Origin of the sequence: Ancylobacter defluvii (genome assembly GCF_018390605.1) — a bacterium.
Taxonomy (GTDB): domain Bacteria; phylum Pseudomonadota; class Alphaproteobacteria; order Rhizobiales; family Xanthobacteraceae; genus Ancylobacter; species Ancylobacter defluvii.
The window spans coordinates 32,961-49,722 of sequence record NZ_JAHBGD010000025.1 but is presented as its reverse complement, the minus strand read 5'-3'; the positions used below and the strand labels follow the sequence as shown (position 1 = coordinate 49,722).

The window sequence follows — 16,762 nt, the reverse complement described above, 5'->3', positions numbered from 1 at the left end:
GATCTTCCAGGTTGCCGACTATGGGCTCGTCGGCGACCTGTTCCAGATCGTCCCCGAACTCACGGCGGAAATTGCTGCCCGACACCGGCTTGGCTGACCATGACATGCGTCCCGCAGCCACGGCGCGGCGGCCCCTCCACTCCGCTTCTTCGATTTTCTGATCTATCGGTCGGCCATGCCGTGCGGTTGAACGGTGCGTGCACCCGGTTCTCGCCCCGACCCTCGCGGTTCGAGGTCGGGGCTCCAAACCAGAAATGGGTGGCGGACTTCACCTACATCTGGACTGCGGGGACTGGCTCTACGTTGCCGCCGTCGTCGATCTATTCTCCCGGCGTGTCGTCGGCTGGTGGATGAAGGCCGAGAGACCGCGCAGCTCGTCACCGATGCCTCCTTATGGCCACCGGGCGCGGCGGCAAGCCGGACGGACGTCCTGATGCATCACTCCGATAGGGGCCGCCGACACGCCAGCGAGCCGCTCCAGCGCCTGATGGCCGATCATGGCATCACCTGTTCGATGAAGCGGTCGGGAAACGTCTGGGACAATGCTGCGATGGAAAGCTTCTTCTCGTTGCTCGAGATCAAACGCACGGCGCGCAAGATCTATAGGACGAAGGACGACGCGAGAGCGGACATGTTCGACTACGTTGCGCGCTTCTACAATCGCCGGCACAGGCATAGGCTATCCGAGCCCCGTCGAGTTCGAGGAACGAGCTAAATCAGCTTCACCTCGTGTCCACAGAACCGGCAGCAGGCCACTGCGACGGTATGTACGCTGCGGCTAGCCTGGTCGGCGCGCTTGCCGGCTCGAGCGTCGGCAAGCTGGTGGGTGGCGGGAAGCTGCTCTTCGCCTTCTCATGCTGGCGGGCGGTGTGCTGATGCTTTGAAGGCGCAGCAATCCGGGCGAGCTGGGTACGGAATGGAATCGCGAGAAGGTGGCTTTCGCGTTCATTGGTGGTGGCGCGCTCGGCTGCCTTGTCGGATGGAATGCGCGCGGCGCCTCGCCGGCGATCCGGCCAGTTCACGACGGCGTTCGCAACGCTTATTTTCGTCGGCATGACGATATGCTGTTCCGTAGCGTCTCCGCATTGCTCTCTGAGGGTGCGCCAGAGCTGCGATGGCCGCCAATGCCGAGAGAGAGACGTGCGTCGGCGAATGCGCCGGCACTTGCGCGATCGGTCTTCGGCGAGGGCCGAGCCGCGTTGGATTCTCAGTCCGTCCGTTCCGCCAGCATCCGGGCTGCCCCCATTCCTACGAGCATGGCCGGTACGAAAACCAGCGTGCCGGGGGCGAGCAGGCCGAGCGCTGTGAAAGCCGGTCCCGGACAGAACCCCCCGAGGCCCCAGCCTATGCCGAACAGAGCCGGCCCGATAATGAGGCGCACGTCGATGTCGGTGCGCTTCGGCACCTGAAAGCGTGGCGCGAGCAGCGGCGCCGGGCGCGCCCAGGCGAGGCGGAAGCCGAAAAACGCCACCACCACCGCCCCGCCCATCACGAAGGCCAGCGAGGGGTCGAAGCTGCCGAACAGATCGAGGAAGTTCAGTACCTTGGCGGGGTCGCTCATGCCGGAGATCACCAGGCCGACGCCGAACAGCAGGCCGAGGCCGAGATTGACGAGCAGCGACATGGCGTCAGCCTCCAATCACATGGCGTGCGAACACATGGCGGACGATGAATACCGTGATGAAACCGGTCGCCATGAACACGCCGGTGGCGACGAAGGAGCGCGGCGAGAGGCGAGCGATCCCGCACACCCCATGCCCGGAGGTGCAGCCCCCGCCCCATACCGAACCGAAGCCGACCAGCACCCCTGCGGCCGCCATCAGCGCGGCGTTGGAGGAGACGGTCTGCACCACCGGCGCGCCGGTCACGGCCGCGACGAGGAAAGGCGCGGCGACGAGCCCGATGATGAAGGCGAGCCGCCCGCCGAAGCCGCCGTCGCGATAGGGCGGCAGCAGGTGGCCGGCAATGCCGCTGATGCCGGCGATGCGGCCTTCCAGCAGCATCATCAGCACGGCGCTCAGCCCGATCAGGGCGCCGCCGATCAGCGAGGCGACGGGAGTGAACTCGGTCATGGCCGCGGCTCCGTCCCCACCGTCGCGCCGGGCGCGCAGAACAGGGCGTGCATGGTGGCGATGAAGGTTTCCACCCGCGGATCGGCGAGCCGGTAGAACACCTGCTTGCCCTCCTTGCGGCCGACGATCAGCCCTGCCTCGCGCAGCCCCGCGAGTTGCTGCGACAGGCCGGGCTGGCGGATTCCGAGCATATCCTCCAGCTCGCGCACCGAGCGCTCGCCATCGACGAGGGCGCAGGCGACGAGCAGCCGGTCGGGGTTCGACAGCTTCTTGAGGAAGGCCGAGGCGTCGCCCACCCGGGCCTTCATGTCGGCGACGTCGCCGGAGAGCTTCTCGGTCATCGTCTCAGCTCCAGGGGGCTCCCTTGAGAAGGTCGAGCGGGATCTTGAGATAGCGGACCCCGTTCGATTCCGGCACCGGGAGCCGCCCGCCATTGGTGTTGACCTGCAAGGACTGCAGGATCAGCTTCGGCATGGCGAGGCTTCTGTCGCGCGCTTCGCGAATGGCGACGAACACCTCTTCGGTTCTGCAGCGCGCCATGTGGATGTTCTTCGTCTTCTGCTCGGCCACGGTGGATTCCCACATCGGCTCGCGCCCGTCCGGCTGGTAGTCGTGCCCGGTGAAGATGCGGGTCTCGTCGGGCAGCGCAAGGATGGTCTGGATCGACTTCCACAGCGCTTTTGCGCTGCCGCCGGGAAAGTCCGCCCGTGCCGTGCCACTGTCCGGCATGAATAGCGTGTCGTGCACGAAGGCGGCGTCGCCGATCACATAGGTGACGGAGGCGAGCGTGTGGCCGGGCGAGAACATCACCTTCGCGTCGATTGAGCCGACTTTGAAGCTGTCGCCATCGGTGAACAGACGATCCCATTGCGAGCCGTCGGCCGGGAAGTCCGGCCAATTGTAAAAGCCCTTCCAGAGCGTCTGCACGTCCTTTACTCGCTCGCCGATCGCGGTCGGAGCGCCGGTCTGCTGTTTGAGATAGTGCGCCGCAGAGAAATGGTCGGCATGGGGGTGGGTGTCGAGGATCCACTCGACCTCGTAGTTCCTGGTCCGGATGAAATCGAGCAGACGGCCCGCATTGATCGCGGCGGTCTGGCCGGATTTCTCATCGAAGTCGTAGACCGGATCGATAATGGCGCAGCGCCTTGTCGCCGGGTCAGCGACCACATATTGGATCGACCAGGTTCGCGGATCGAAGAAACCGGTAACTTCGGGCTTCTGTGTCATGGCAGGCTACCTTCCCTGGCGCGGATGCCTATCTGTGCGCGCGCTTGAGCGGGCAGGTGGAGAGGCCGGGGATGGAATAGGGCGGGCAATTGCTCAGCAGAGCCGTGACAAGTGGTAGAGCCCCAATCAAGCCGATCCAGCGCAAACTCCCTTCGAGAAGGAAAATTAGCGAAAATAGGCCGATGACGATGCGCATGCGCGCGATCCGCAAGGCCGACATTGTGGGTCATGATCTTACCCTTGTGTGGCAGCTCTGCCCCCGTCACACAGGGATAATATTATTTACGATAAAACGCAATCGATATTTTGCAATTATCAATCCTTAGGACGAAACCAGGATCGCCGGGCCATCTCAGCCGCCGGTCATAGAAGTCGACCACGTCCTGGTGCATCATCTGGATGCATCCGGAGGAACGGCCTTCCCGGGACGCCTACTCGTGACGGCCGCAGCGGGACTTCTGGATTTCTGCGCTGCCTAGACCAGCCCTGCGAGCACCATGAAGCAAGCGGTGTGGGCAATGGCGAAGGCGACGATTCCGATCGCGCTCAGCGTCTTGATGCCGGCGAGGCCCTGACCGAGAGCGGGCAATACGATGCCGGCGTTGATCAGCCAGACCAGCAGCGCATAGACGAGCCCTTTCTCGAACGCGGCTCCCGGCAGGAGCGCTTTGATCCGCACATAGATCAAGGCCATGCCAAGCCCCACGGCGACCTTGAAGCCGTTGGTGAAGAGCGGGCCGTTCGGATTGGGGAAATGCAGCGTGGCCCAAGCGCGATCGACGCCCAGCCGGTGCAACGCCGGCCCGGTCCACAGTTTCACCAGCCGCTGGAAGCCGCCGCGCGCGGTGACGACGCCGAACCGGTCGGCCAGGCCCAGCAGGAGGAAATTGACCGCCAGCGCGACCAAGCCCGCCAGCAGCGCTTTCAGATAGGCGGAAAGCATCGTCCTCTCCCGCTCAGGCTTCGCTGCGGATCTGGCGGCGCATCTCGTCCGCCAGCGGGTGCAGCCGGTCGGGCGCTATCGCGCCGACGAGGCTGTAGCCTAGTCCGCGGTCTGCCCAGGCGAGGCCGTTAAGATCGCCGTCTGCATGCGGCACCATCGGCACGTCGCGCTCGCTGCGCATCGGACGCGCCAGCATTACGAGCCGCGTTCCGCGGTCGTCATCATACATGAACAGGGCGGCCGGACCGTGCTCGGTCGGCACCACGCGCCCGCCCATGAGCCGATAGCCCGCCGCCGTCAGGTCCGGAATGCCGATCGGACGGCCGATACGCTTGGTGGTCCAGGCTGCGAGCACGTCGCGATCGCTCGCACGGATCTCGACCGGCCGCACCTGGTCGGGCGCATAGGTCGCATAGCTCGCGGCGGCCTCGCGAGCGAGCGCCTGGGCCCCTTCGGAGGTCGGAGGCGTCATGCCGCGCAGCGACCAGCCTCCGGCGGCACCCACGGACAACAGCAGCACCGCAGCGGCCGCCATCGCCCAGCGCGGCGCCCGCCGAGGACGGTGCCGCGCCTCGATCATGCGCGAAAGATCGAGTTCCGTCGGCACCGGCTCGTCGATCACCGGCGCGAAAGCCGCGCGCAGCATGTCGGCCTGCTCACTATGGAGGGCGATGCGCTGCGCAACATCCGGGTGAGCGTCGAGATAGGCAATCACCTCCGCATGACGCGCGGGATCGAGCGTGCGGTCCAGGAGACCGTTGAGGTCGTCTTCGGTGATAGGGCGAGAACTCATTTCACGCTCCGGAGATAGGGCGGCGAGAGGGTCGCGCGCGGTTCGGCGCACATCAGCCCGGCAAGCCGTTCGCGGGCGCGCGAAAGCCGCGACATCACGGTACCGATCGGCACGTCGAGCACCCGCGCGGTTTCGGCATAGGAGAGTTCCTCGACCGTGACCAGCAGCAGCACGGTACGCTGCTCGTCCGGCAACCGTGCCAGCGCCGCGAGCAATTCGCGGTGGCGCAGCCCATCCTCCTGCGGCGCGGCGAGTGACAGGTTCGCAGCATCGGCATCGTCAAGGGCGACATGAACCGGCCGCTGCGCCGAGCGGCGCAGCCGAGTCATGGCGAGATTGTGCAGGATAGCAAAGATCCATGCCCGCGCATCGCTCTCATGGCGCCGCTGGTGCCAGCGGCTGATGGCCCGCTCCAGGCAGTCCTGCACCAGATCGTCCGCCGCCGCCCGCTCGCGCATCAGGGCGCGCGCATAGCGCCTAAGCGCAGGGATGAGCGGCTCGATGAAGCGTACCATCTCCTGGTCCATGCCGTCTCCTTATCGAGAGAAGGCGGGCCGCTCGCCGTTGCGAGACGGTCCGCCTTCATCCCGCGCGGGATGCCTGTCAGTCGAGCGTCTGGCGCTGCACCACGGCACCGAGCCGCGCGGTCGAGCCCTCGGCGATGACAAGATAACGCCGCTGCGCCTTCGCGTCGTTCTGCACGATCTGGCGGATCGGACCGGCGGCGTTGACGATGGCCGACCCGGCCGGATTGGTCATGAAGGCGGAGAGCGGCTCCAGTGCGCCCTTGCCGTCCGGCTGACTGGCCAGCGCGAGCACATAGGGCTTCTTCGGCGCCAGCCCGGTGACCGAGGCCTGCAGGATCTGGATCAGCCCCTGATCGAACAGCGAGACGCTGGTCGGAGCCTTGTCTTTCGCCTTCCCGTCGCTGGCGAGGCTGAGATGGGCCGCCTGCCCGGCGACACCAAGCGGCTGCAGGTTCTGCGTCCCGTCGCCCTCCGCCACTGCGCCGGGGACGTAGTTCACCGCCTGCGGCGCCTGACCGATCGGGATGGTGGCGATCACCTTGTTGCTCAGCGTGTCGATGGCGGCGAGCGCATCGGCGTTCTCCAGCCCGACATAGACCCGCGAGCCGTCGCCCGACGGCCAGATGCCGTGTGGCAACTTGCCGACCGGAATCGTCGCCAGCTGCGAGAAGTCGTCGGTGCGGAACACCTTGATCTCGTTGAGCCCGCCGACCGTCACATAGGCGAAGGTGCCGTTGGCGTTGTGGGCGAAGTTGACGTGATTGGTGATCGGGCCGGTGTCGAGCGTCTTGATGACGTCGAAAGGCGGCTGCGCGTTGAACACCTGCGTCTTGCCGATGTCCTTCAACGTGAACCAGACCTGCTTGCCGTCGGGCGTCACGGCGATGTTCGGGCAGAACGGGCTTTCCTGCTTCACATGGCCGACGATCATATGGTCGGCGACCGAGATCACCACGGTCTCCGGCATGAAGGAGGAGCAGACATAGCCGTATTTGCCGTCGGGCGAGAAGATCTGCATACCCGGGCCGTTCGGCACCTTGATGCGGGTCTTCTCCTCATAGGTCGCCCCGTCCAGCACGGCGATGTAGTCCTCGCCGCGCACCGTGACCCAGACTTCCTTGCCATCCGGCGTGAAGAACGCCTCGTGCGGCGAGCGGCCGACATAGGTGGTGTGCTTTACCATATTGGTCGCGGTGTCGATGAAGGTGATGGAGTTCGAGCCGATCGACACCACGGCAATGGTCTTGCGATCCGGCGAGAAGCCCATGCCGTGCACCAGCACCTGCCCCTTGTAGAGCGGGCTGAAATTCACCGGCTGCGGCTCGCCCAGCCGGATGACCCCGACCAGCCTGTTGGTGGCGGGATCGGTGACGGAGATGGTGTTGGAGAACTGCTCGGCGGCATAGACGCGGTCGCGGCCGCTCAGCGGAATGTCGGGGGCGGAGGCGGCGAACGGTGCTTGTCCGGCGAATGCGGGCACCGCACAGGACAGCATGGCGCCCGCGAGCACGCCGGTCAGGAAAGGATTGTTCATCGGTCGGTTCCTACTTCGTCGGCATCGACATGGCTGGCATCGTCATGTTGCCGGCGGACATCGTGCTGTGGGGTGTGGCAAGGTCGGGCATGGCGGAATGGGCGTGGACGGGGCCTGCCTCCGGCTCGGTCGGCGCCGGCGCGGAAGGCGGCAGCTTCTGGCCGAGCGCGAGGCGCATCGCGGCGATCTCCTGCTGCTGCTCGACCACGATCTCCTGCGCGAGGCGCCGCAGTTGCGGGTTGGTGCCGTAGCGCAGATAGGCAACCGCCATGTCGATCGCGCCCTGATGGTGCGGGATCATCATCGCCGTGAAGTCGGCGTCGATATCGCCGGTCGGCTTCACCTCCATCTCCGCCATCATCTTGTCCATGGCGGCGGTGTTCTCGGCGAGAAACGGCGCTTCGTCGCGGGTGGCGGAAGCCACATCGGTGCCATGGCCGTGGTCGTGCGCCTCGGCCGCGCTGCCGGCCAGGCAGAGCGCGAGCAGCGCGCCGACATGGGACAGGTGTCGTTGTCGCATGGGCTTTTTCCTTCCGGCGCGATGGCGCCTTCGGAAGGTTGGACTCCGGGCCCTCGCGATTATTCCGGCCCGGCACGAATTTTCTCCAGCCCTTCACATTGGCCCGTCCGACGCCCAAGCCGGGCTGGGAGAAATTCGGGGAACTAAGCCCTGCGGGGCGGAATAAATCGGTGTGGCGCGAGTCTCCCGTGTGCAGGCCACATCTGGAGATACACGCACATGCGCCTTTCAATCCTCGCCGCCACCCTCGCCCTCGTCACCGCTTCCGGCTCGGCCGCGCTGGCAGGACCCACTGAGGACCTCGCCAAGTCGCGCGTCGACGCCATTGCCGGCGGCGACCTCGCCACTGTCACCGCCGCTTACGGCCCCGCTGCGACATTGCACTGGGTCGGCGGCCCGCTCGACGGCACCTACAGCCAGCCGGGCAAGATCAAGGAGGTCTGGTCGAAATTCTTCGCCGCCCAGGGCGCCCAGAAGGCGACCATCGCCACGGCCGCCGAGGCGGCCAATCCAAAGGGCGGAACCGTGACCGTCGAGGCTACTTTCGCCGGCAAGAACACCGTCAAGGTGCGCTACGTGCTGCTCTATCGCGACGGCAAGCTGGTCGATGAGATCTGGCAGGTCAATCCCGCCGCAACCTACTGAGCAATCAATCCCGTGGGGCCGGCCAGGATGCCGCCTCACGGGAACTCAACGATCGAGACGTCGTTTGTCGGGGCGGGACCCGCCGACTCATACTCGGCTTGCTGCTCGCCGCATCGACGCGAAGGTTAGGACAAAACGGGCATTGCAAACCTTCGATGCACCGCCTCTCCTGGACCACCATCCCACTCAGGGCATCACGGTGCCGCAGTTGGGATCGAGTATCTGACCGGTGAAGGCATCGCCATCGGCGGAGGCGAGGAACACCACCGAGCGGCCGACATCGCGCGGATGACCCCAGCGCTTGAGCGGGATCTTCTCGCGCACCGCATCCGTATATTCCGGGCCGGCGCGGAAGCGGCCGGTGGCCGTCGGCCCCGGCGCTACACAATTGACGGTGATCTCGGGGGCCAGCGCCAGAGCAAGCGACTTCGACATCGCGATCACCCCCGCCTTGGCCGCCGCATAATGCGGCAGATGCGCGTCGCCGATATAGGCCTGCTCGGAGGCGATGTTGACGATGCGCCCGCCGCCGCGCGCCCGGAGATGGGGAATCGCCGCCTGCGTGAGGAAGAACGGGCCGCGCAGATTCAGATCCAGCATCTCGTCATAATCCGCCTCGGTGATGTCGAGCAGCGGCTTGTGACGTGAATAGCCGGCATTGTTCACCAGAAGGTCGAGGCCCCCCAGCGCGCCCACCGCCTCTTCCATGAGGCGCCGGCATTCGGCGACCTCCGAGACGTCTCCCGCCACCGGAAAGGCGCGCCGGCCCAGCCGCTCGATCTCGCCGACCGCCTCAAGGGTTTCCTCCGGCCGGTTGAAGTCGGCGACGGCGACATCGGCGCCTTCCTCCGCGAGGCAGATGGCGATTGCCCGGCCGATGCTCTCGCGGCGTCCGGCGCCCGTCACCAGCGCGAGCTTTCCCTCAAGCCGTCCCATCGATCCACACTCCAAGGCGCATCACGGCGCCGCGCCGCCAATCGTTGCCGGCTCCAGGGCGAAGGGCCCGCCCCAGCGGCTCAGCCCCACGGGGTTCCGTCCCGCCAGAACGAGACACTTCCACAAAGTGACCGAAATAGAGTCCAGAACGGCGATACCAAGCTCGCGCTCCAGCGTCGGCGCGATCGCCGAGCCCTTGAGATTGGTGCAGACGATGGCGACGGCATCGCAGCCTTCCCGCGCCACTTCGCGCGCCATGCGGGCGATCTCGTCTTCGTCGACCTCGCCAAAGGCGAAATTGTCGCTGAGGCCGAGATGGCGCTCCGCCGTGACGGCAAAGCCGGCCGCCCCCCAATTCGCCTGGATGCGTTCCTGCACGTCGGCACTGTATGGCGTGACCAGCCCGATGCGGCGAAAGCCACCGAGGCGGAACAGGTCGCGGAAGGCGAGCACCGCCGTGCAGGCTTCGATTCCGGTCCGCCGACGGATCGCCGCGCACAGCGCCTCGTCGCGCTCGAAGCCGAGCCAGGCGGCGGAGGTGCCGTTCCAGCCGATGACGTCGACCTTGGCGTCGGCCAGCAGATCGGCGGCGGCGAGAATGCCCTCGGGTGCGAACTGGCCGAGAGCGGCGGGCGACAGGCCGATCTCGGTGACGCGAAAGCGTGAGAAATGCGCGCTTGCATTGTCGAGGTCGGCGAGCATGGCCGAGGTCAGCGGCTCCAGCACCGTGTTCGATGACGGGGTCAGCATGCCGAGCCGTGCGACGGTGCTCTGGGGATGGGATGTTGTCACGACAGTCTCGCTGAGTAGGTCGAAGCATCGATCGGATGACAGGCGCAGCGCGCCCGGATGCGCCGGAGGGCGGGCACCATGCGGGCCACCTCGGCCTCGGCACGGTCGTAGAATGGCGCGAGCGAGCGGAACTCCTCCCGCGCCTCGGCGAGCAATGCGGGCTCGTCGATGCGGGTCAGTCTTCCGCCGTGCATGACGATGGAGCCGTCGACCACGACCGTGTCGATGGATTGTCCGCGCTCGGCGTGAACCAGTTGCCGGAGCAGGTCGTTGGCCGGTGTGAAGCCGACGCCGTCGAGACGGTACATCACGAAGTCGGCCGTGGCACCGACCTTGACAGTCCCGAGGTCATCGCCGCGGCCGAGCGCGACAGCCCCGCCGTGTGTCGCCGCCCGCCAGGCCTCCTCGGCACCGACCCAGTCCTCGGGCTCCTCGCCGCGCAAGCTGTGCAGTGCGGTGGCCAGTCCGACCGAGTTGAGCATGTTGGCGGTATCGGTGGAGGCACAGCCGTCGGTGGCGACGCTGACATTGACGCCGGCATCGAGGAGGGCGCGCAGGGGAGCGATGCCGGAGCCGAGGCGCAGATTGCTCCACGGATTGTGCTGGACGGTGGCGCCGCTGCGCGCGATCAGTTCGATATCGCGCGGGGTCAGCCACACGCAGTGGATCAGCGTCGTCTTCGGCCGCAGCAGACCGATGCGGTCGAGATAGTCGACATAGGTGCAGCCGTGCTCCCGCAGCGCGGTGACCACCTGCAGCCGGGTCTCCTGCACATGGATGATCAGCGGCAGGTCGTGGCGGTCGGCGAGAGCGCGGCAGCGCCGCAGGAAAGCCTCCGAGCAGCGCTGCGGCGCCGAGGGCGAAACGACGAAGCCGACGCGGGAACGTGTCGGATGCCGCTCGGTCGCCAGTTGCTCGGCCAGCGCGAGCAGGTCCTCGCCCGAGGCGCGCGGCGCGGCGTGCAACTCGTCCAGCAGATCGGGCTCGAACTCCTCCTGCACGAAGGGCAGCGCCTCGAAGAATGGCCTGTCCATCATGCTGAGCCCGACGAGGGCGCGGATGCCGATATCCTCGTAAGCCTGGTGAACCGCCGCCAGATGCTCGCGGTCGAGAGCCGCCCCGAGATTGAGGTCGTCGACGAGGGTGGTGGCGCCCGACCGCAACGTCTCGATGGCGCCGATCAGCGTGCGCAGATAGACCTGCCGCGCGGTGAGCGGGATGGGCTGCGGCGGGCGCACGAAATTCATCCAGAGTTCCAGCGGCAGATTGCGGAAGCGCCCCTTCTGGAAATGCTCGTGCGAATGGACGTGGCCGTTGATCATGCCGGGCGCGAGCAGCCTGCCGGCGCCGTCCAGCCGATTGCCGCCATAGTGGCCGGGATCCAGGCTGCCGGCCGGGCCGATGGCGGCGATGCGCCCGGCTTCCACGGCGAGGTCGGCAGGCTCACCGGCGCCGCTATCCCCGAGAATCCGGCAGTTCTGGATGAGAAACGGGTTCAATCGCGGCCACCTGCTGTCCCCAAGAGGCTTAGCCCCGAGGCGTCGAACCTGTCAATATTGAATGCAATCTATGTATGTTGAATTCATATGCATGATATTGAATTTTGTTCAAAAATCATGCACGCAAAATCAATAGTATGGAGGCAAATGGTGGGAGTGGTAGACGAAACAATGGTAGCATGTATTTTCCTGCCAGAGATTCGAGCAGCCCTTCCCATTCAGAGGTAACTTCGTCGATGACCACGCTTCTGAACCGCCGGGATCCGGGACAGGGCAGCGCTTCCGAACGCTCTCCGCTCCATGATGATGTCGTTGATCAGCTGCGGCAGATGATCATCCGCTGCGAACTCGTGCCGGGTGAGAGGTTTACCGAGCAGAAACTGGTCGAGAAGTTCGGCGTCTCGCGCACGCCGCTGCGCGAAGCCTTGAAGATCCTGGCGTCCGAGGGGCTGGTGGAGATGCGCCCGCATCGGGGCAGCTCGGTGTCTCCCATTTCCATCGAGGAGATATCGGAAACCTTCGCCGTGCTCGGGACTCTGGAGGAAATGGCCGGTCCGCTGGTCTGCGATCGGGTCTCGAATGTCGATATCGCAAGGCTCGAGCGCATCAAGGACGAGATGAGCAGCAAGCGCGACGCGACCGATCGCAACAGCTATTTCGAGCTCAACGTCGCCTTCCACCAGTCGATGATCGCGCTCAGCGGCAATGCGGTGCTATCCGCCACCTATAATCAGCTGTTCGGCAAGCTGCAGCGCGCCCGCTATTTGGTGAACGACGACCAGAACCGCTGGAGCGAGTCCGCGCGCGAGCACTCCTGGATCATGGAAGCGCTGCGCCAGCGCGACGGCGCCGAACTCTCCAAACGGTTGAGGGAGCACAATTCCCGCACCGCTCAGGCCGTGCTCGACAAGCTGCGCGGCTGATCCAGCGCGCCGGATCGGACGGCGCTGGCATCCTCCTTGCTGAGAAGGGCAGGGCCCAGCGGCGGCGCGCCGGTCGCGTCCGTCCGTGGCTTCCCGCCTGCATCGCCCTGCTCTTGGGGCATGCCCCCGAATTCGGTGACGCGAGCGCCCGTTGCCCGCGCGAAGGACGATCCATGTCTCAGCCCATGTCTCAGCCCATGTCTCAGCCCATGTCTCCGCCCCTGCATCTGCATATCGACAACCGATCCGCGCTCGGCCCCGTCTTCCAGGCGACGCCCGAGCGCGTCGAGGCGGCGCTGGCGAAGCGCCCGGACCTGCGGGAGCGGCTGAACATCACCATCGGGACGGACGGGGCGGAGTTCGCGCGCGCCATGCAGACGGCCGACATCCTGTTCGGCTGGCAATTCGATCGCGACCTGATCGCACGCGGGGAGGCGCCCCGGCTGCGCTGGGTCCACGCCCATGGCGCCGGCATCAATCATCTGCTGCCGCTCGACTGGCTGCCCAAGCGCGCCGCGCTGACCAATAGTCGCGGCATCCACGCCGAAAAGGCCGACGAATACACGGTCATGGCGCTGCTGATGCTCAACAACCGCCTGCCGGAAAGCGCCACCCACCAGCGCGCCGCGCGCTGGCAGCAGGTGTTTTCCTCCTCCATCGTCGGCAAGGCCGTACTGATCATCGGTGTCGGCCATATCGGTGCCGGTGCGGCGCGCTGGGCCAAGCGCTTCGGCCTTCACGTGGTCGGCATCCGCCGCAGCGGCCGGCGCCATCCGCACGTTCACGAGATGCATACGCCCGACGCGCTGCACGCCTTGCTGCCGCGGGCGGATTTCGTGCTGGTGACCGCGCCGCACACCGACGAGACCACCCACCTCATCGGCGCGCCGGAACTCGGCTTGATGAAGGACGGCGCGGGGCTGGTGAACTACAGCCGCGCCAATCTCGTCGACTATGACTCGCTGCGCGCCGAGCTGGAGGCGGGGCGGCTGAGCGCCGTGCTCGACGTCTTCGATCCCGAACCGCTGCCGGCCTCCTCGCCGCTCTGGCAGACGCCCAACCTGATCATGACGCCGCATTGCTCGTCCGACGATACCGAGCGCTACACGCCGAAGACGCTCGATCTCGTGCTGCGCAACGTCGAGCGCCTCATCGCCGGCAAGCCGTTGCTGAACAAGGTCAATCCGGCCCGTCAGTATTGACGGACCGCCCTCGGGAGGCGCTCTGAATTTAATTCAGCGTCTTCCGTTTGGGGACAAGGCACACCTCTTGCATTCATTTCAACTGACGCAGGCGGCCCTGTCCAACCCCGCCCGCTGGAGGATATACGGATGACAGGTTTCAAGCTTCTGGCTCGTCGATGGGTGCTCGCGGCGCTGGCGCTGACGGCCGCCGGAACGGTGATCGGCACGCCCGCCCGCGCCGCCACGCTGGAGGAGATCAAGGCCCGCGGCTACATGGTCGTGGCCACCGAGGACGACTACAAGCCGTTCGAGTTCCTCGAGGACGGCAAGCCGACCGGCTTCGACAACGAACTGCTGGTCGAGTTGCGCAAGTTCGTCCCCTTCGAGATCCGCCAGGAGATCATTCCGTGGTCCGGCATTCTCGCCGGCGTCGCCAGCGGCAAGTACGACATGGCGCTGACCGCGGTGATCATCACCAAGCCGCGCATGGAAACGCTCGCCTTCACCACGCCGATCGCCGACGCGACGCATTTCTACGTCAAGCGCAAGGACGATAGCTCGATCAAGGAGATCAAGGACCTCACCGGCAAGAAGGTCGGCGTGCAGACCGGCAGCGCCCAGCTCGACAAGCTGCCCGAGCTCCAGGTCATGCTCGACAAGACCGGCGGCAAGCTCGGCGAAGTGGTCCAGTACGGTTCCTATCCCGAGGCCTATCAGGATCTCGCCCTCGGGCGCCTCGACTATGTGGTGAACACCATCATCAACCTGCGCTCGCTGGTGAAGGACAAGCCGGAGGTCTTCGAACTCGGCCAGGCGGTTTCCGGCCGCACCGTCCCGGCCTGGGCGATCAAGAAGGGCAACACCGAGCTCGTCGAGCTGATCAATGCCTTCCTTGCCGAGCAGAAGAAGAACGGCAACCTCGCCAAGTTGCAGGAGAAATGGTTCGGCCAGTCCTTCCCGGATCTGCCGGTCCACTTCGAGCCCTGATGTTCCCCGGGTCCTGATGTTCCTCGGGTCCTGATGTTCCCTTGCCGACCGCCTCGTGCGGTCGGCGGATGGCCGCTCATGACATTCAACGCCTTCCTCTCGCTGCTGCACGGCGCCGGCGTGACGATCTCGGTCTCCCTGGCCGGGATCGCACTGGGCGTGCCGTTCGGCCTGGCGCTGGCGCTGCTGCGCTGGCAGCGGGTGCCGCTGCTGGCGCCGCTCGCCACCGTCTATGTCAGCCTGCTGCGCTCGACGCCGGCGGTGACGCTGTGCCTGCTGATCTTCTTCGCGCTGCCGGTCATCGGCATCGAGATCGACGCGTTGAGCGCGGCGGTGGCGACGCTTACCCTCAACACCGCGGCGTTCAATTGCGAGATCTGGCGCTCCGGGCTGATGAATTTCTCGCGCGATCAGATCGAGGCGGCGCGCACCTTCGGCATGAGCGGCCCGCTCACCTTCCGGCGCATCATCTTCCCCCAGCTCTGGCGCACCTGCCTGCCCAGCCTCGTCAACGAGATGACGCTGCTCATCAAGTCGAGCACCGCCATCGCCGTGATCGGCGTGGCGGAGATCACCCGCGCCGCCATCCGCATCGGCGCGCAGACCTATGATCCGCTGCCGCCCATGCTGGTGGCGACCGGCATCTACATCGTGCTGGTGCTGGTCTTCGTCGGCCTCCAGCGCTTCACGGAGCGCGTCTACGGGCATGCGGGAGGCGCGGCATGATGCGCGACTTCTCCCTCATCTGGCAGAGCGCCGACCGCCTGCTCGACGGCTTGATCAACACCGTCCTGCTCAGCCTCGTCGGCGCCGCGCTGGCGCTGGCGCTCGGGGCGCTGCTGGCGATCCCGCTGATGGCGTCCAATCCGGTGCTGCGCCTCGTCAGCCGCGGCTTCGTCGACCTGATGCGCTGCGTGCCGTTCCTGATGCTGACCTATCTCGTCTATTACGGCCTGCCGCGGCTGGGGCTGCGCTTCGACAACTGGACGGCCGGTCTCGTCGCCATCGTCGTCTACAACACCGCCTACATGGCCGAGATCATTCGCGGCATCTGGAGCCGGCTGGAGCGCGAGACCATCGAGGCGGCCGTCGCCTTCGGCTTCCACGGCTGGCGTCTCGTTTCCCGCATCATCCTGCCACAGGTCATGCTCGCCGCTGGACCAATGATCGGCAACCAGCTGATCCAGATCATCAAGGACACCGCGTTCCTGACGATCATCGCCGTTCCCGAGCTGACCCACGCCGCCAACAGCATCCAGGCGCAATACTTCATCCCGTTCGCGACCTTCATCACCGCCGTGCTTATGTACTGGGCCCTGTGCATGGTGGTGGAGGTAGGGGTCTATGCTGTCGAACGTATCGCGGAGAGGCGACGCTGATGACTGACACTGCCGTCAAAGCTAATGACATCTCGGTCTTGGAAATCAGCGGCATCACCAAGACTTTCGACGACAAGGTTGTACTCGACGGCGTCTCGCTGACCGTCGCGCGGGGCCAGACCGTTTGCCTGCTGGGACCGAGCGGCTCGGGCAAGTCGACACTGTTGCGCTGCGTGAACTGGCTGGAGAGGCCCGACCAGGGCACCGTCCTGCTGTGTGGTGAACGCATCGGGATGCGCAAGGGCGGCGTGGTGCCGATGGGCAACGCCGAGCTCGCCAGGCTGCGCATGCGCATGGGCACGGTGTTCCAGCACTTTAATCTCTGGCCGCACCTGACGGTATTGCAGAACATCATCGAGGCGCCGGTCCATGTGCAGAAGCGGCGGCGCGACGAGGTGATCGCCGAGGCCGAGGCGCTGTTGGAGAATGTGGGACTTGCCGACAAGCGCGATGCTTTCCCCAGCCGGCTGTCGGGCGGGCAGAAGCAGCGCGTCGGCATCGCCCGCGCGCTGGCGATGAAGCCGGAACTCCTGCTGTTCGACGAGCCGACCTCCGCGCTCGACCCCGAGCTGGTAGGTGAGGTGATCGCGGTGATGAAGAGCCTGTCGCAGGCGGGCAGCACCATGCTCGTCGTCACCCACGAGATGGGTTTCGCCCGTGAGACGGCCGACAAGGTTGTGCTGATGGATGGTGGGCGGATCGTCGAGCAAGGTGACCCGGAGCAGTTCTTCGGCAATCCACGTACCGAGCGCGCCCGCCAGTTCCTGCAGCGCTATGTGAGCGCCTGATCGCCCGGGGAGG

The 16,762-nt window shown here is 66.0% G+C and carries 21 protein-coding genes and 1 pseudogene; 8 read left to right on the top strand and 14 right to left on the bottom strand.

Annotation, left to right across the window (positions count from 1 at the left end):
- Positions 1 to 225: 225 nt before the first annotated feature.
- Positions 226 to 710: pseudogene (locus KHC24_RS20880) on the top strand (IS3 family transposase); the annotation flags it as partial.
- Between the two features lie 12 nt (positions 711 to 722).
- Here the strand turns inward: KHC24_RS20880 and KHC24_RS20875 are convergent.
- The 11 genes from KHC24_RS20875 to KHC24_RS20825 all read right to left on the bottom strand — a co-directional run bounded on the left by KHC24_RS20875 (position 723) and on the right by KHC24_RS20825 (position 7,616).
- Positions 723 to 1,055 carry a hypothetical protein gene (locus KHC24_RS20875; protein WP_213365306.1) on the bottom strand — a complete coding sequence of 111 codons (333 nt, stop codon included), beginning with the start codon at positions 1,053 to 1,055 and terminating at the stop codon, positions 723 to 725.
- Between the two features lie 152 nt (positions 1,056 to 1,207).
- Positions 1,208 to 1,624, bottom strand: coding sequence for a DUF6691 family protein (locus tag KHC24_RS20870; RefSeq protein ID WP_213365304.1), 417 nt, complete (start codon positions 1,622 to 1,624; stop codon positions 1,208 to 1,210).
- A 4-nt stretch (positions 1,625 to 1,628) separates the two neighbouring features.
- Positions 1,629 to 2,072, bottom strand: a complete 444-nt coding sequence (locus KHC24_RS20865) for a YeeE/YedE family protein (RefSeq protein WP_213365302.1) — start codon at positions 2,070 to 2,072, stop codon at positions 1,629 to 1,631.
- Positions 2,069 to 2,413 carry an ArsR/SmtB family transcription factor gene (locus KHC24_RS20860; protein ID WP_213365300.1) on the bottom strand — a complete coding sequence of 115 codons (345 nt, stop codon included), beginning with the start codon at positions 2,411 to 2,413 and terminating at the stop codon, positions 2,069 to 2,071. The genes KHC24_RS20865 and KHC24_RS20860 overlap by 4 nt, the downstream gene beginning before the upstream one ends.
- Before the next feature lie 4 nt (positions 2,414 to 2,417).
- Positions 2,418 to 3,299, bottom strand: coding sequence for an MBL fold metallo-hydrolase (locus KHC24_RS20855; RefSeq protein WP_213365298.1), 882 nt, complete (start codon positions 3,297 to 3,299; stop codon positions 2,418 to 2,420).
- Between the two features lie 28 nt (positions 3,300 to 3,327).
- A complete protein-coding gene (locus tag KHC24_RS20850; protein WP_213365296.1) occupies positions 3,328 to 3,495 on the bottom strand; it encodes a YgaP family membrane protein in 168 nt (55 codons plus the stop codon).
- 279 nt (positions 3,496 to 3,774) lie between these two features.
- On the bottom strand, positions 3,775 to 4,242 hold the full coding sequence (locus KHC24_RS20845; RefSeq protein WP_213365294.1) for a hypothetical protein: 468 nt from the start codon (positions 4,240 to 4,242) through the stop codon (positions 3,775 to 3,777).
- 13 nt (positions 4,243 to 4,255) lie between these two features.
- Positions 4,256 to 5,035 carry an anti-sigma factor family protein gene (locus KHC24_RS20840; RefSeq protein WP_213365292.1) on the bottom strand — a complete coding sequence of 260 codons (780 nt, stop codon included), beginning with the start codon at positions 5,033 to 5,035 and terminating at the stop codon, positions 4,256 to 4,258.
- On the bottom strand, positions 5,032 to 5,562 hold the full coding sequence (locus tag KHC24_RS20835; protein WP_246547368.1) for an RNA polymerase sigma factor: 531 nt from the start codon (positions 5,560 to 5,562) through the stop codon (positions 5,032 to 5,034). The genes KHC24_RS20840 and KHC24_RS20835 overlap by 4 nt, the downstream gene beginning before the upstream one ends.
- Positions 5,563 to 5,638: 76 nt before the next feature.
- A complete protein-coding gene (locus tag KHC24_RS20830; RefSeq protein ID WP_213365290.1) occupies positions 5,639 to 7,096 on the bottom strand; it encodes a YncE family protein in 1,458 nt (485 codons plus the stop codon).
- A gap of 10 nt (positions 7,097 to 7,106) precedes the next feature.
- On the bottom strand, positions 7,107 to 7,616 hold the full coding sequence (locus KHC24_RS20825; RefSeq protein ID WP_213365288.1) for a DUF305 domain-containing protein: 510 nt from the start codon (positions 7,614 to 7,616) through the stop codon (positions 7,107 to 7,109).
- Between the two features lie 219 nt (positions 7,617 to 7,835).
- Here KHC24_RS20825 and KHC24_RS20820 point away from each other — a divergent pair, with 219 nt between their 5' ends.
- Entirely contained in the window at positions 7,836 to 8,261 is a 426-nt protein-coding gene (locus KHC24_RS20820; protein WP_213365286.1) for a nuclear transport factor 2 family protein, read from the top strand.
- Positions 8,262 to 8,447: 186 nt separating this feature from the next.
- On the opposite strand, the gene KHC24_RS20815 is transcribed toward KHC24_RS20820, so the two are convergent.
- From KHC24_RS20815 to KHC24_RS20805, 3 genes are read right to left on the bottom strand one after another with little or no spacing between them, the layout of a single operon-like run.
- On the bottom strand, positions 8,448 to 9,197 hold the full coding sequence (locus tag KHC24_RS20815; RefSeq protein ID WP_213365284.1) for an SDR family NAD(P)-dependent oxidoreductase: 750 nt from the start codon (positions 9,195 to 9,197) through the stop codon (positions 8,448 to 8,450).
- A 21-nt stretch (positions 9,198 to 9,218) separates the two neighbouring features.
- The gene (locus KHC24_RS20810) at positions 9,219 to 9,947 is read right to left on the bottom strand and encodes a maleate cis-trans isomerase family protein (protein ID WP_213365319.1); all 729 of its coding nucleotides are present in this window, start codon (positions 9,945 to 9,947) and stop codon (positions 9,219 to 9,221) included.
- A 38-nt stretch (positions 9,948 to 9,985) separates the two neighbouring features.
- Positions 9,986 to 11,488 carry an amidohydrolase family protein gene (locus KHC24_RS20805; RefSeq protein WP_246547366.1) on the bottom strand — a complete coding sequence of 501 codons (1,503 nt, stop codon included), beginning with the start codon at positions 11,486 to 11,488 and terminating at the stop codon, positions 9,986 to 9,988.
- Positions 11,489 to 11,667: 179 nt separating this feature from the next.
- On the opposite strand from KHC24_RS20805, the gene KHC24_RS20800 reads away from it, so the two are divergent.
- The 6 genes from KHC24_RS20800 to KHC24_RS20775 all read left to right on the top strand — a co-directional run bounded on the left by KHC24_RS20800 (position 11,668) and on the right by KHC24_RS20775 (position 16,749).
- On the top strand, positions 11,668 to 12,411 hold the full coding sequence (locus KHC24_RS20800; protein WP_213365282.1) for a GntR family transcriptional regulator: 744 nt from the start codon (positions 11,668 to 11,670) through the stop codon (positions 12,409 to 12,411).
- Positions 12,412 to 12,620: 209 nt separating this feature from the next.
- Positions 12,621 to 13,613, top strand: coding sequence for a D-2-hydroxyacid dehydrogenase (locus tag KHC24_RS20795; protein ID WP_213365280.1), 993 nt, complete (start codon positions 12,621 to 12,623; stop codon positions 13,611 to 13,613).
- A gap of 129 nt (positions 13,614 to 13,742) precedes the next feature.
- Positions 13,743 to 14,582: a transporter substrate-binding domain-containing protein gene (locus tag KHC24_RS20790; protein ID WP_213365277.1), complete on the top strand. Its 840-nt coding sequence runs from the start codon at positions 13,743 to 13,745 to the stop codon at positions 14,580 to 14,582.
- 78 nt (positions 14,583 to 14,660) lie between these two features.
- A complete protein-coding gene (locus tag KHC24_RS20785; RefSeq protein ID WP_213365275.1) occupies positions 14,661 to 15,308 on the top strand; it encodes an amino acid ABC transporter permease in 648 nt (215 codons plus the stop codon).
- Positions 15,305 to 15,961: an amino acid ABC transporter permease gene (locus KHC24_RS20780; RefSeq protein ID WP_213365273.1), complete on the top strand. Its 657-nt coding sequence runs from the start codon at positions 15,305 to 15,307 to the stop codon at positions 15,959 to 15,961. Before KHC24_RS20785 ends, KHC24_RS20780 begins: the two co-directional genes overlap by 4 nt.
- Positions 15,961 to 16,749: an amino acid ABC transporter ATP-binding protein gene (locus KHC24_RS20775; protein ID WP_213365271.1), complete on the top strand. Its 789-nt coding sequence runs from the start codon at positions 15,961 to 15,963 to the stop codon at positions 16,747 to 16,749. The genes KHC24_RS20780 and KHC24_RS20775 overlap by 1 nt, the downstream gene beginning before the upstream one ends.
- Positions 16,750 to 16,762: the final 13 nt, after the last annotated feature.